The sequence below is a fragment of the Glaciecola nitratireducens FR1064 genome (assembly GCF_000226565.1).
Classification (GTDB): Bacteria; Pseudomonadota; Gammaproteobacteria; order Enterobacterales; family Alteromonadaceae; genus Glaciecola; species Glaciecola nitratireducens.
Genome location: NC_016041.1, coordinates 2,132,415 through 2,146,019 on the forward strand (window position 1 = coordinate 2,132,415; position 13,605 = coordinate 2,146,019).

Genomic DNA, 13,605 nt, shown 5'->3' on the forward strand with positions numbered 1-13,605 from the left:
GATAAGCTTAATTGAATTAAACTGATAAAGGTCATCTAGCATGAAAACGAATAAACTAGTATCGAGGGATTTTATCTTTCTCGCGTTTATACTTTGTTTGTATACAAAGTTTTGCTTGCAACCGTCACAGCGCACAGAAACTGGTTCCACAACCGTTCTACTTATATCTGCCGACGCATGTTGCTCATTTAAAATAGAAAGGCAAACTAATAGCCTTGCTATTTCGGTAACGATAGGGAGTTAAAATGAATCCTATTTATAAACAAAAAATTTTGACCGCGCTCACCTATATTGAATCAAATCTAGCGCAACCTCTTAATTTGGACGTAGTATCAAATCATTGTCATTTTTCACCTTTTCACTTTCATCGTATTTTTAGTGGTGTGATGAATGAAACATTGAACAATTATGTCGGGAGAAAACGGCTAGAAAAAGCAGTTAATTTATTGGTGTTTCGAAGAGAGCTGAGTATCACAAATATTGCATTTGATTGTGGCTTTTCGTCTAGCGCTAATTTTGCTAAATCTGTTAAAAAATATTTTGGTTATAGTCCCACCGAAATTCGGTCACCAAAGCCTGATGAGCTGCCCAATATTGGCGATATTTTTAGCAAATACGGAAAAAAATTCAATCCTAATGAGTTATACCCCGCACCGATAGACCAAACTCGACAAAACAACAATCAGATGAATGTGGAGGTTAAAACAATAGAGCGAAAACGTTTATGCAAATTAGTATCGAAAGGTGGTTATGAGCCAGAGTCGTTATTTGAAACATGGGATATATTAAATCATTGGGCTAAAATTCAAGGAATACCTGAGGAAACGCAATATAGGTTAGCTTGGTGTTATGACAACCCTTCATTGACAGCTGCTCACAAGTGCCAATATGAAGCGTCGATAGAAATTGACAATACGGTAACTGTTAATGAACCGTTTGGGGTAGGAGATTTACCTGAAGGAAAATATGCGGTGATATATGTAAAAGGATCTCCAGAAGATATCACACAAGCACAGCTCTACCTATTTAGCTGTTGGTTGCCTGACAGTGGTTTCGAACCGGATAATTTACCCATGTTAGAACGTTATTTAAATGACGTTAGAGTCGACGGTTTTCTGGAATCTGAAATTATGCTTAAGCTAAAAGTGTTAACCTAACCTCAGTTTTAAATCAATAAGCAGCCGTGCTGATTTAAATTCTCTAAGAAAGTTTTGGTGGCGAACTCGGTCGTCAAAACCAGTTTCTCGAGCTGTCTCCCTTTCTTCTTATGGCATAGAAGACTCATTCAATTTTGAACGGCGTACGTCTACTTTTGCCGTCCAAGCGACTATTGATTATCTATGCTTAAGGACTTCTCTCGGGCATTCTTACCTTAAATTTAAAAATGACGGTTATTCGACGTCTGTGCCAACGTTCGCACAATTGAAAACTAGCCCCAAATTATCAGACTTTTTAAATATTCTTTCATCATTTTCTTCATAAGCAAACGATATTGAAGTAATACCTCGCAGCGTTAGTTTTCGTTTACTGCGTAATTCTCAATCTTAACTTGTCATTTATACTATTTTTGTCGCACACTAAGGAGGACAAATAAAAATTATTATAACGACATAAGGAATACTCATGCGAAAGCCCATTAATGCTGCAGTTTGTGCAGGATTACTTGCTTTATCGATTGGCACCAGTCAAGCAAGTTTGCTAATGAAACCCACCTATAATGCAGATTTAGATTATCAATCTCAGATGCTTACCGGTAATTACAACAAAGCCCTGACCCATCCAGACACAATTCTTGGCTTTCCAATCGGTCAGAGAGTAGCGACACCAGCACAAATTAATCAATCAATTGAAACTTGGAAGACGCAAACTGATCGCCTCCATGTAATTGAGTATGCTAAATCCCATGAAGGCAGACCTCTGCACGCCGTATTTATCTCTAGTCCAAAAAACTTGGAAAAAATGGATGAGATTTTAGCGAAACTAGATTCGCTGTCAGACCCCAGAAAAACATCCGATGCAAAAGCCAAGCAAATTATCGATGAATTACCTGCGATAGCCTGGATGGCCTATTCTATACATGGCAATGAAACATCCGGTGCCGATGCTGCACTAACCTCTATTTATCATTATGCAGCGTCGGAGGATCCTAAAGTACAGCAACTACTTGAAGACATGATTATCGTGATCGATCCGATGATGAACCCTGATGGCCGTGACCGTTTTGCAAAATCACTTGAGCAATACAGAGGAACCGCGCCAAATGTAGATGATCAATCCCTACTCCATCGCGGAGATTGGCCTTACGGTAGAACGAATCACTACTATTTTGATCTCAACAGAGATTTCGTCTATCTAACGCAGCCTGAAACAAAGGGCAGAGTTAAGCTCATCAATAAATGGCGCCCTCAGTTGATGATTGATGGCCATGAAATGGGGCCGCAAGACACATATCTAATGGGCCCGCCGAGACAGCCGCTCAATTTTAATATTGCACCGAGTGTACAAAAGTGGGCGAAGACCTTTTCAGTTGATCAAGGCGCTGCATTCGATGAAAACGGGTGGCGTTACTACACCGGAGAGTGGTTTGAGAACTGGTACCCTGGTTATTCGAACTATGCTGAATACAGAGGCTCTATGCATATTCTGTACGAGCAATCGCGCATGGCTGAGGACGGTGTAAGACGTCCAGAAGGAACTATTCAAACCTATAAAGAGTCCGTGCATCATCAATTTGTTAGCACAATGGCCAATTTAGAATCTTTGCAAAAACACAGTAAGGAAATGTATAAAGATTACTGGAGCGATAGAAAATCAATTCTAGATAAAGACAGTCCCTACGCGAATAAAACTTATGTTGTGTTAGCGAATAATAATCAGACTCGCATGAATACATTGGTTGAAAAGCTTCAGGCTCAAGATATTGAAGTGTATGTTGCTGATAAAGAGTTTAAAGCGAAAGATGCAACGAATCATTTGGGTAAAACACAAACAGCAACAGTGCCTAAAGGCAGTTTAATTATCCCTAATCGCCAGCCTGAGGCTCGCCTCTTATCTGCAATTATGGAGTTTGATGCACAAATTTTGCCTGAAACAGTGCAAGAAGAGCGTCAAAAAATTCTGCGTGAAGGTCAGTCAATAATGTATGACACTTCTGCTTGGAACTTAACCATGATGTACGGTTTGGAGGCTCTTACTTTGCCGACGAATGTGACAGATGACATAAGTCCGTTCACCAAAAGCAGTCAAGACCAAGTAAAAGCCTCTAAAGACGCAATTGCTTGGGCGGTAAATGGCGACGATGATGCTTCGGTGGCTTTTGCTGCACGACTTATGGAGCGCGGTGTGCAGGTGCGCGTCATTGATAAAGCAACACAATTGGGAACTGAAAGTTTAGTGCGAGGTTCAGTTGTTGTGACCATTACTGACAACCTAAATAATGCTAATTTACTGTCTTTAATCAACGAAACGGCAGCTGAAACAGCATTATCTATTCAAAATATAAAAACGGGTTATGGCACTGGCGATACACCAGAATGGGGTGGCGAGCACTTCAAGTTACTTACCCAGCCGCAAATTGCGATTCTCGGGCAGTCTGGTACGAGTAGTAATGATGTTGGTGTAACTTGGTGGAGCTTAGATACACATTTAGGTATTCGTCATACTCAACTAGACTCATCTGCCCTACCGCGCACCGACTTACGTCGATATAACGTGTTAATAATGCCGAGCGCTTACTCGGTTTCAGATACAACCGCGAATGCGCTAAAAGCGTGGGTTGAACAAGGCGGCACGTTGATTACGCATGACAACTCAACTCAAGCCATTGCGTCAAAAGAGTTCAGCAAAGTGAAGCTAGTTGACGATATCTTTGAAGATGCCGAGCAGTATGACATTGCTCTGCAGCGCAGGTTACTTGCACAAGAGCCATTGGGTGATATGAAAGATTATTTCGCAATGACAGTACAAGAAGACCTCGCATACCCTTGGGACGATGCGCCGAAAAGACTCAGCAAAGAGGATCTTAAAAAGCGCAACACATGGCAAAAGTTATTTATGCCTGCTGGTGCAATGCTTTCGGGTGACGTTGACACTCAACATTGGTTAACCTTTGGAACATCAGAGACCTTGCCACTGCTTTATAGTCGCCAACCTGTTTTAGTTGTGCCTGAAAATGCGGAAGCCGTTGTGACCGTTGGTGTTTATACCGATAAGAAGAAGGTGAAAAAATCGAAAGATGATGATGATGAAAGCAAAGCTATTGGATGGTATACACTGCCTGAAGACAAAGAAATCAATATTCGCATGAGCGGACTGTTGTGGCCTGAAGCAGCGCAGAGAATTGCTAACTCAGCGTACTTAACGAGAGAAAGTGTCGGTAACGGTCAGATTATTATGTTTTCTGGAGAGCCAATATTTAGAGGGGCAACCTTGGGCACGAATCGACTGTTGTTAAATGCAGTTGTGTTCGGTCCCGGTATCGGTACGCGTCCAAATATAGTGTTATAAACAGCGCTGCGTAAAGTGCAATATCGCTGGGATTACTAGAACAGGATCTAAAAGAGCTTCGACTGAAGCTCTTTTTTTTGACCGTGAAACATCCTGCGTTATTGATATTACCTACGTCATTAATATTCACTACGTTATTGATATTACTTACGTCATTCCTGCGCAGGCAGGAACCTCCCAGCACCACTAGAGAACTCAAGATATCCTTGCCTCTACAATTTAAATTTAGAAACAGCCAGCTTCAACGAGTCCATTTGCTCGCCCAATTGATGCGTAGCTCGATTAGATTCTTTGGTGCTTTGCGCACTGTTATCTGCTAAGTCAACAATGTGCTTTAAACTCTCAACCACATCATCAAGTAAAGCGTCTTGGCTCTGCGTATCTGCAACAATCTGACTATTTACGTTTGCAAGCGTTTCGATTATTCCGCGAATATCAGAAACCTCTGTTGTTACTGTTTGCGTAAGAGCAACGCCCTTTTCAACTTGCTCAGAACCCAAATTAATTGCCTGAACCGCTTCCGTTGCGTCCTTTTGCAGCGCACCGATCATTTGTTCAATTTCTTCCGTGGATTTATGTGTTCGGGTAGCCAATGTTCTTACCTCATCTGCCACCACGGCGAAGCCCCTGCCTTGCTCACCCGCTCTCGCTGCTTCAATTGCTGCGTTCAACGCCAATAAATTAGTCTGTGCCGCAATCGTTTTAATAACGTCTAATATGCCCCCAATTTTATTACTGTTATCACCCAATCGATAGATGACTTGTGCAGATTGTGCTGCCTGCTCTGCTTGTTCATTTACTTGGCGTCGACTTTGCTCAACCAAAGACATTATGTTGTCAGTTTGCGAAATAGCCCGCGTCATTTGCTCCTTAGATGCTTCTATCTGACGTAAGTTATTCAAACTGGTTTCTTTCACTTTGAGCGTGTTTGTGGATGTTTTACTAATTTGTTGCTGCTGCATTGCAACTTGCTGCAAACTTCTATCGCCCATTTCAATAGAACGATTAGTGACATCTGTTAATACCTGTTCTTGCTCGTGAATACTGCCTATTAAGGTTTGTAATGAGTCGATAAGGCGATTAACATTTTTCGATAATTCAGCGAATTCATCAGAACCCTCCTCATTCATACGCTGACTTAGATCACCGCTACTGAGTACCTTCAAGCGTTGATTAACCTCTTTTAAAGGCTTTGCAATAATCCGCGTTGCTATCAGTGCGAGAATAATCGTAGCCGTTATACCTATCATAGACACAACAACATTCTTAATTTCATTACTTGTCACTGTGTTTAAAATATCTTCCTGACCTTGCAATGTCGCAGCATTAACGCTTTCTGTTAGAGCGGCTAATATTTCATTAGTTTTATTAAGCGCTATGTTGGCGTCTTGGTAGGACTGATTGATAGCCTCAATTAAGCTCAATCGTTTCATTTGAAGTGCATAGATCCCATTATCGCTAGATAATATTGCTTTCAATTTCATAAACTGTTGGTTAAAACCATCAACCAAGCCATCATTATCAACTGTCTCAGCGAGTCGATTTAGATAGCTTGCATCAGCCTCAATATTAGTAATATTGTATTGCATATCATCGATAGTTTGCTGAATATGGTCACGCTCTGAAGCTCTCGCTAATTCTTGGATAAAACCCAGTATCAATGTCAACTTGTTATCAATATTGTTGCCCATACCAATAAGTGGTTCTAAATTTGCCTCATTTCCTTCAAGATAACTTAAATCTGCCATAAGGGCGCTTGCTTCATCGGCAACGGCAAGTGTCGCCCCACTTGAGGTCGTCAGTTGTTTTCTAATCGCTATTATGGTCTCTACGTCCTCAAACATTTTCTCACTGTACGCAATAAACTGAGTGCTCAACTCAACCGTAGATGAGAGTGTTGCTTCATTCTCAATCGCTACATAATTTTTTAGTGAATTTAGTCCAGCAGTTAAGCTTGCTGAGAGTGTTTCGTAACTTTCTTTTTGCGCCGAGAGCTGAGTACCTTCGGTTTCAAAATACGCGCTGATGTTGACATTAGATAATGACAAAATATCCATGCGAACATCGGTCATTGCCTTTTGCATCGGCATTTTTTCTTGAATAACCGTCGACGCTGAATATTTTATATCTTGCAGACCGAAGTACGACATAAAACTGGTTAACAGTAATAAAATCGCGAGGCCACTAAAGCCGAGGATCATTTTTCGAACAACGGACAGTTGTTTCATCATTTCAGGCATTTTACTCTCTTTACTCTTTTGGTAACTCAATGGAAAACTTAATTACTGTTTTATGTAAAAACTCATCTTGAAAATTTAGATTTCAAAAGACACTAATGTTTGTCTATTAAACACTGTTTTTGAAAGCAATTTCCGCTTATCTTATAAATATTACGGCAGACACTGTTAAATCTTTACAACTTACCTATAATATACCTCAAGTTTCAAAAACGAAGTTTCTCATGGACCAAAATAAAGAATTAAAAAAAGCAGGACTGAAAGTTACATTACCTCGTTTGAAAATCTTGGAAATTCTTCAAGAACCGCAAAATCAGCACATCAGCGCGGAGGATGTATATAAAATACTGATTGAGCAAAATGAAGAAATTGGTTTAGCAACCGTTTATCGGGTTTTGAATCAATTTGACGATGCGGGTATTTTAAACCGACATCACTTTGAAGGCGGTAAATCTGTCTTCGAAATCAGTCATAAAGAGCATCACGATCATTTAGTGTGTTTGAGTTGCGGCAAAGTCTTCGAGTTTGAGGACGATGTGATTGAAAAACGACAAGATGAAATTGCAGCGAAAAATAACATGAAGCTGACAAATCATAGTTTATACCTTTACGGAGAATGCACCAAAGTAGATTGCGAAAACGCAGAACAATAAAGCTTAAACCTGAACGCTAAACTCATTAAACGGTTTACTATGCACTGACTTTCTTTTGAAATGGATTTTAGTGCAAAGCCTTTCTAGGCAAACACTTTTTCAAAAAAGCATTTCCTAGAAAGATGTATTGAGCAATGTTGAGCATTGCGCTAGCAATTAAATTTGTGCTTGTTATAAGCATTTTGAGCAGCCATCCATACAGGCCCTTCCCGTCCATCACCTACTAAGTTTCCATCGATTGACAGCACAGGCCCAATTTCCTTGCTAGAACTCGTTATCCAAACCTCGTCAGCGTCCAATAGCTCATCCAAGGTAATAACGCTTTCCTGCATTTCAAAGTCTGTGTACTGCCGAATAGCATCAATCGCAATGCGCCTTGTGATCCCCGGGAGCAAATGATTGTCCAAGGGAGGGGTATATATCACTTTATTCTTCACAATAAACACGTTGCACGCCGCAGCTTCAGTAATTTCTTTATCTTCGTTATACAATATAATTTCATCAACCCCAGCGTCCTGTCCCTGCTGAAAATGCATCACATTGCCAAGTAAAGACGTGGACTTAATATGGCAACGCTGCCAACGTAAGTCTTGCCCAGTTGTCACATGAAAACCTTTCACTTTCTCACTAGAAGCGTCTTGACTGGGCGGTGTGTCAAATGCGTAGGCGAACACAGTAGGCGCGATATTTTTAGGATAAGCATGGAATCGTTTTACATCAGTACCACGGCTCACATGCACATACACGCCCTGAGAAACGGATGTCTGCTGTGAAATAAGCTGATGAATAATATCAGCCCAAAGCTCGGTATCAAGTGCATAATTGATCCCAACGTTTTGCAGGCCGTTTTTCATCCTTTCGAGATGTAGGTTTAGCCCGACAGGTTTTCCTGAATATGTAGGAATGACTTCATAAATGCCGTCACCAAACAAAAACCCCCTATCCATCGGTGAGATTTTCGCTTCGCTGGCATCCACAAACTCGCCATTTAAATAAACTTTATTCATTGTTTCATTCTTATATTGTTATGTCGGTCCTGCTGTATGGGCCTTGACATTTATTCATCAACACTTGTTTGTGGTTCATTTTGACAAAATCTATTCATTTTTACTTGGCGAAGCAACCATTCTTTTCTTGCTGTCAATAAATCACATTCTTCAAATTGAATAGTGCTTCCAGGACGACATTGACCTAATTCTGGCAAGTCATTCGCGATAACACTCCCAATTTTAGGGTAGCCACCAATTGTCTGTCTCTCAGCCAACATAATAATAGGTAAGCCAGTCGGTGTTATTTGAACTGCACCATTGGCAATGCCCTCAGAATATAGCTTAACTGAAACCTGCTCGATAGATTCACCTGTTAATCTTATTCCCATATTGCTCGCCTCGTTGCTAACAGAAAAGCATTGATTGAAAAAACGAGCCTTCATTTTGTGATCAAATAATGCATGCTGATAGCCCAACACTAGTCGCACAGTATAATGTTTTGCCAAGCTGGTTGTGGGAAGCGATACTTCCTTTAAGGCTGAACGAGAGGCAGACTGATTAATTTGTTTTTCATGAGCCAATTTAGCTATATCAGGAACACCTGATGTTGATGCATTAGCTGTCATCAAAGCCTTGTTTTCATAACTAAGCTCATCACCAATCTGCAGTCCTTTGCCATCTAGTTTTAATCCACCCGTTTTCTCTCGCATCACGGCACAACAAGAGTTCAAAAACATCGCTGTTTTAAAACGATGGCGACAGGCTATATAATTCCTTGCGCCAAGGCTCGGCTCCATAATTTGTAGAGTTTCACCTTTTTTCCAAAGCAACTGTTTATTTAATGGCTGACAAATATCACCGATCTTAATAATCGATTGCGCGCCGGTAACTGCAATTTCAAGATCTTGTGTTGCGACAGCCTTGAAGCCGCCGAGCAAAACTTCAATCGTTGGGTTATTTTCAGCAACCTTCACGATGCTGTTCGCAAGCAAATGGCTGTTTCTATCAAGCGCCCCAGACTGGGCAAAGCCTTTGTGTTGATGACCTACTCTGCCTAAGTCAGTAAATCGTGCACTCAACCCCGTAGCCAGTATTTTCATGAGTTCGCCCAACCAAGATACTCACTCTCAGTAATAGGATAAAACTCAACATAGTCACCCGTTTTCAGCAGTGCTTCAATATCTCCGTGTTCAGAACTAACCTTATCTGACGCCTTGAATAAAAGATCGAGCGGCGTATAGCCAATTATATGCCATCCACCCGGCGATTCATCTGGATAAATCGCGGTTTGGCGATCGGCTATAGCAACGGCACCTTTGCGTACCTTTAGGCGAGGCTTGCTCAATCTCGGTTGAGATAGCGCTTCGGGCAACTCCCCTAAATAAGCAAAACCAGGCATAAATCCAGTCGCATAAACACGGTATGTATTTTCAGAGTGCGAAGTAATAACTTGTTCTTCGCTCATCTTTTTTTCTTGAGCGATTTTAGACAAATCTGTTTCGGCTGCAGAAAGCTCATAACAAACGGGAATTCTGTGAATACGTTTACTGGGCGATATTGGCACTTCGACATTATGGTTTTTGGCACTGTTTTGTTCAGAGTCAATTCGTTTGAAGGCGCTCGGCTTTTCTGCCACGAAGTCAGTGATTTGAGTACTTAAATCACTGACTAACTGTCGCAAAAATGCATTTACGCCAAGATGGTCTATATCGTAAAGCGAAAACTCGATCATTAAGGATGTGTAAGAAGGAATATATTCGCGAAGCCAATCAGGCTTGTTCGCTAATAATGTGCGTGTCAGTATTTCAATAATCGTATTTGCTGTTTCTAAGCCTATTGTTGTGTCGTCCACGTACAATATGACACTACAGTCCGAGGCCGTTCTAAATTCGATTATATCGTTATCATTTTCAATCATCATAATGCTGTCGTCAGCCATGTTGGTTGTGCTTTATTGCAATAACTCTCTTATTTTTTTAACGGTATGCATTGCCTCTGGCGTATCACCATGAACGCAAATGGTATCAGCAAAAATGGGCAAAATAGCCCCACTCTCAGTGATGACCTCATTTCTTTGAATAAGACGCCGTGCTTGCTCAACTGCGTCATTAGCATTCAACACGGCTCGAGGATGACTGCGAGGCGTTAACAGTCCAGAATCTAAATACAGACGATCAGAAAAAGCTTCAAATATTAAGGTAATATCACGCTCTCTAGCTTCAATTCGCAGAGTCTCATTTTCAGTACTAGCCTGAACAACTAAGGGCAAGTTGCAGTAAAAACCAGAAACAGCAGAAAACACAACGTTTCTTACCGCTTTATCTGCCATCATATCGTTATAAAGTGCACCGTGAGGTTTAACATAGCTCACTTCTTTACCTTGGCATTTTGCAAGTCCATCCAAGGTCGCCATTTGGGCTTGAATAATGAGCATCAATTCATTAGGCGGAACCCGCATACTTCTGCGCCCAAAACCCTGTAGATCTGGATAAGAGGGATGAGCACCAATGAGAACATTATGTTCTGCCGCTAGCTCAATGGTTTTGTGCATCACCGTAGGGTCGCCCGCATGACCACCGCAGGCAACATTTGCCATATCAATATAGGGCATTATGTCGCTGTCGGCATCGAACTGCCAATGCCCGTAACTTTCACCTAAATCCGCATTTAATTTCATAGTTCCCAAATTAAGATTGATGTTGAAAAATTCAATCCTGTTATACTAAAGCTATAACGTTAAAAAATCATGTAAAAGAGAGTCTTAAATGCCAATAATTGGTCAAGTGAATGATTTAATCGTCACCGACGAACTCCCCTTTGGTTACTCATTATCCACTAAAGGATCACATAATGATCCTGATGAGTCAGTCTTCCTTCCTGTAAGCGATGCAAAAGGTCAGTTCAGTGAAGGACAAACCCTACAAGCATTCGTATACTATTCGCAAGACGGCAGCATGCATGCCACACAAAAAGATATGCCAATTAAAGTGAATGATTTCGCATTATTGACCTGCACTGGTGCAACTGATTTCGGTGCATTTTTTGATTGGGGATTAGAACGCGATTTGTTAGTGCCAAAATCGATGCAGCATAAGCCAATGGATATCGGCTTATGCTATGTGGTCTATCTTTTAGACGATCCCAACAATAGAAAAATGATTGGAAGCACCAAACTCTATCGATTTTTAGAAGAAACCACGGATGATTTAAACGTGGGTGACACAGTATCCGTCATTGTATTTGACGAAACCTCGTTAGGCTTTAAATGTGTTATCAACAAACAATATCAAGGACTACTGTTTAAGAGCGATTTATTTAAAAGACTGTCTGTTGGCGACCAACTTACCGCTTTTATAAAAAATATAAGGGAAGATGGTAAAATTGATTTGTCTCTACAAAAGGAAGGCAAGGAAGCGAGAACAGACTTAGCAAGCGAAATTATGGACGACCTAGTGGCACATGGAGGCATGTCCACACTGACAGATAAGAGTTCAGCAGAGGAAATTTTTGCGCGCTTTCATGTTAGCAAGGGCGCTTATAAACGCGCTATCGGTACGCTCTATAAAAATAAAAAGATAGTATTGAGCAAAACACATATCAGCATAGTCGAAAGTAAATAAATTAACACCCCAGATAAAAGAATGATTAGGTAGGAAAAATGAAAGCAACAGTCGTATGGGAACCATCTGAAGATGGCTTAGGTTTTGAAGGTGAAATGGACAATGGCAGAAAGCTGAAGTTAGACGGCAATGGTAAAAATCTGTCGCCAATGGAAGCCGTACTAATTTCCGTGGGGGCTTGTTCCTCTGTTGACGTCGTTGAAATTATGCGCAAGTCTCGTCAAGACATGCATGGCTGCTACTGTGAGTTAGATGCTGAGCGAGCTGAATCTGCGCCTCGCAAATTTACTAAGATACATGCCCATTTCGTTGTTCAAGGGAACAATATAAATGAAAAACACCTCGCGCGAGCCGTGCAGCTAAGCACTGAAAAGTACTGCTCTGTCATGCTGATGTTAACCGGTAATGTTAACGTCACCACCAGTTTTGAGGTTCAGGAGAAATAGTCGTTCTAACTGTTTGTCTTTTTCTTATAGCACGAATGACATAAGCTCTATATTTATTACGAAAACTAGGTAGTTAATATGAATTTTATGACAAAATCTATTTTAACTGCATGCATTCTGTGTGTGACGTTCGTTGCAGGTTACTTAGTTGGAAGCAATGCACAGCCTACAACCTCCGTGTTAAATTCAAGCGAAACGGAGCGCAACCAGCACACAACCGACAGCTCGCTTACTACAACGACTAGTGCTTTTAATACAAAGAAAAGTAATGCTGAACAGCGAGCTTCAGCACCTGCTCCAACTGACAAGTCAGAGGGCAGCATTGTTAGCGAAGAACCTTTACTTGTCGACAATGGCGATATCATTGCATTGTTTAACGACTTTCTAACTTACTCTACTTCAAACTCAGACTACAAAGAATACGGTAAAAAAATAGATGATATTCGTAATATTTTAATTTCATCTAGTGCCGATCTTGCCTTACTTTTGGAATACTTTGAGCAGGTTCCAATTGATTCTCAAGCAAGTTACATGCTGGTGTCAATTATAATGGGCTTGCCGCAAGAATTAAGTAAGCCAGCAATGCAGCGTGTTATGGAAAACGCACTCCTTAAAGAAGGCCCTGAAAACGCCACCAACTTTTTAGAGTTAGTAGCAAGAACTGGAGTAAAATCGCCATCCATTACTTCCTCACTAAAAGATATCGCGATTTTTAGTGAGAAAGATGAAGAAACGCTAAGGGCCTTGGATATGCTGATGCCGTATGAGTTGAGCAATGTAGAAAATCAACAGGTTCGCGAGCGTCTTCTAGCCGCTATCAATAATAGTACAAACCCCGATAATCCGTATTACTTCAGTCAACTGTTGCGTTTCAGCAATACCGCCCAGCGAGAGCAGTTAGCGCTCGATGCATTTCATGACGAATCAAACACCGAAATGCAGTCAATTATTATGGACTCGATACAGGCTGGCACATTGGATAGGTCTGCAGCGTTGCGGGAAATATTGTTTAGTATTGCTAAGCAAGACCAAAATGAATTGCAGCACCAAGCGATATATACCCTACTATATCGCTTTGATTTATCTCAAAATGAATACAACGATATCACTCAAGGCAAAAATCTGAATATCGAAAATATTATTTTTTAAACCGA

At 40.9% G+C, this 13,605-nt stretch carries 11 protein-coding genes; 6 read left to right on the top strand and 5 right to left on the bottom strand.

The genetic code is table 11. The features are described 5' to 3' along the window. Positions 1-245 precede the first annotated feature (245 nt). Both GNIT_RS09220 and GNIT_RS09225 read left to right on the top strand, forming a co-directional pair. Positions 246-1,157 (top strand): AraC family transcriptional regulator, encoded by a 912-nt coding sequence (locus GNIT_RS09220; RefSeq protein WP_014108922.1) that lies wholly within the window; start codon positions 246-248, stop codon positions 1,155-1,157. A 466-nt stretch (positions 1,158-1,623) separates the two neighbouring features. Continuing rightward, positions 1,624-4,506, top strand: a complete 2,883-nt coding sequence (locus GNIT_RS09225; protein ID WP_014108923.1) for a M14 family metallopeptidase — start codon at positions 1,624-1,626, stop codon at positions 4,504-4,506. A 212-nt stretch (positions 4,507-4,718) separates the two neighbouring features. Here the strand turns inward: GNIT_RS09225 and GNIT_RS09230 are convergent, their stop codons facing one another. After that, positions 4,719-6,746 carry a methyl-accepting chemotaxis protein gene (locus tag GNIT_RS09230; RefSeq protein ID WP_014108924.1) on the bottom strand — a complete coding sequence of 676 codons (2,028 nt, stop codon included), beginning with the start codon at positions 6,744-6,746 and terminating at the stop codon, positions 4,719-4,721. Between the two features lie 221 nt (positions 6,747-6,967). On the opposite strand from GNIT_RS09230, the gene fur reads away from it, so the two are divergent. Then, positions 6,968-7,396 carry a ferric iron uptake transcriptional regulator gene (gene fur, locus GNIT_RS09235; protein ID WP_014108925.1) on the top strand — a complete coding sequence of 143 codons (429 nt, stop codon included), beginning with the start codon at positions 6,968-6,970 and terminating at the stop codon, positions 7,394-7,396. 149 nt (positions 7,397-7,545) lie between these two features. On the opposite strand, the gene GNIT_RS09240 is transcribed toward fur, so the two are convergent. Genes GNIT_RS09240 through GNIT_RS09255 form a run of 4 tightly spaced genes read right to left on the bottom strand, consistent with a single transcriptional unit; the run spans position 7,546 to position 11,062 of the window. Then, positions 7,546-8,403 carry an aminotransferase class IV gene (locus tag GNIT_RS09240; RefSeq protein WP_014108927.1) on the bottom strand — a complete coding sequence of 286 codons (858 nt, stop codon included), beginning with the start codon at positions 8,401-8,403 and terminating at the stop codon, positions 7,546-7,548. Between the two features lie 50 nt (positions 8,404-8,453). Further along, positions 8,454-9,485 carry a 5-oxoprolinase subunit C family protein gene (locus tag GNIT_RS09245; protein WP_014108928.1) on the bottom strand — a complete coding sequence of 344 codons (1,032 nt, stop codon included), beginning with the start codon at positions 9,483-9,485 and terminating at the stop codon, positions 8,454-8,456. Beyond that, positions 9,482-10,324, bottom strand: a complete 843-nt coding sequence (locus GNIT_RS09250; protein ID WP_014108929.1) for a 5-oxoprolinase subunit B family protein — start codon at positions 10,322-10,324, stop codon at positions 9,482-9,484. Before GNIT_RS09250 ends, GNIT_RS09245 begins: the two co-directional genes overlap by 4 nt. Before the next feature lie 12 nt (positions 10,325-10,336). Further along, positions 10,337-11,062, bottom strand: coding sequence for a 5-oxoprolinase subunit PxpA (locus tag GNIT_RS09255; RefSeq protein ID WP_014108930.1), 726 nt, complete (start codon positions 11,060-11,062; stop codon positions 10,337-10,339). Between the two features lie 88 nt (positions 11,063-11,150). Between GNIT_RS09255 and GNIT_RS09260 the strand changes: the two genes are divergently transcribed. From GNIT_RS09260 to GNIT_RS09270, 3 genes are all read left to right on the top strand, one after another. Further along, positions 11,151-12,005, top strand: a complete 855-nt coding sequence (locus GNIT_RS09260) for a CvfB family protein (RefSeq protein ID WP_014108931.1) — start codon at positions 11,151-11,153, stop codon at positions 12,003-12,005. 38 nt (positions 12,006-12,043) lie between these two features. Further along, positions 12,044-12,451, top strand: coding sequence for an OsmC family protein (locus GNIT_RS09265; RefSeq protein ID WP_014108932.1), 408 nt, complete (start codon positions 12,044-12,046; stop codon positions 12,449-12,451). 78 nt (positions 12,452-12,529) lie between these two features. Beyond that, positions 12,530-13,600: a hypothetical protein gene (locus GNIT_RS09270; RefSeq protein WP_014108933.1), complete on the top strand. Its 1,071-nt coding sequence runs from the start codon at positions 12,530-12,532 to the stop codon at positions 13,598-13,600. Positions 13,601-13,605 lie beyond the last annotated feature (5 nt).

Coding starts and splice junctions, on each gene's coding strand:
- GNIT_RS09220 (WP_014108922.1), top strand. CDS start 246: ATGAATCCTATTTATAAACAAAAAATTTTGACCGCGCTCACCTATATT.
- GNIT_RS09225 (WP_014108923.1), top strand. CDS start 1,624: ATGCGAAAGCCCATTAATGCTGCAGTTTGTGCAGGATTACTTGCTTTA.
- GNIT_RS09230 (WP_014108924.1), bottom strand. CDS start 6,746: ATGCCTGAAATGATGAAACAACTGTCCGTTGTTCGAAAAATGATCCTC.
- fur (WP_014108925.1), top strand. CDS start 6,968: ATGGACCAAAATAAAGAATTAAAAAAAGCAGGACTGAAAGTTACATTA.
- GNIT_RS09240 (WP_014108927.1), bottom strand. CDS start 8,403: ATGAATAAAGTTTATTTAAATGGCGAGTTTGTGGATGCCAGCGAAGCG.
- GNIT_RS09245 (WP_014108928.1), bottom strand. CDS start 9,485: ATGAAAATACTGGCTACGGGGTTGAGTGCACGATTTACTGACTTAGGC.
- GNIT_RS09250 (WP_014108929.1), bottom strand. CDS start 10,324: ATGGCTGACGACAGCATTATGATGATTGAAAATGATAACGATATAATC.
- GNIT_RS09255 (WP_014108930.1), bottom strand. CDS start 11,062: ATGAAATTAAATGCGGATTTAGGTGAAAGTTACGGGCATTGGCAGTTC.
- GNIT_RS09260 (WP_014108931.1), top strand. CDS start 11,151: ATGCCAATAATTGGTCAAGTGAATGATTTAATCGTCACCGACGAACTC.
- GNIT_RS09265 (WP_014108932.1), top strand. CDS start 12,044: ATGAAAGCAACAGTCGTATGGGAACCATCTGAAGATGGCTTAGGTTTT.
- GNIT_RS09270 (WP_014108933.1), top strand. CDS start 12,530: ATGAATTTTATGACAAAATCTATTTTAACTGCATGCATTCTGTGTGTG.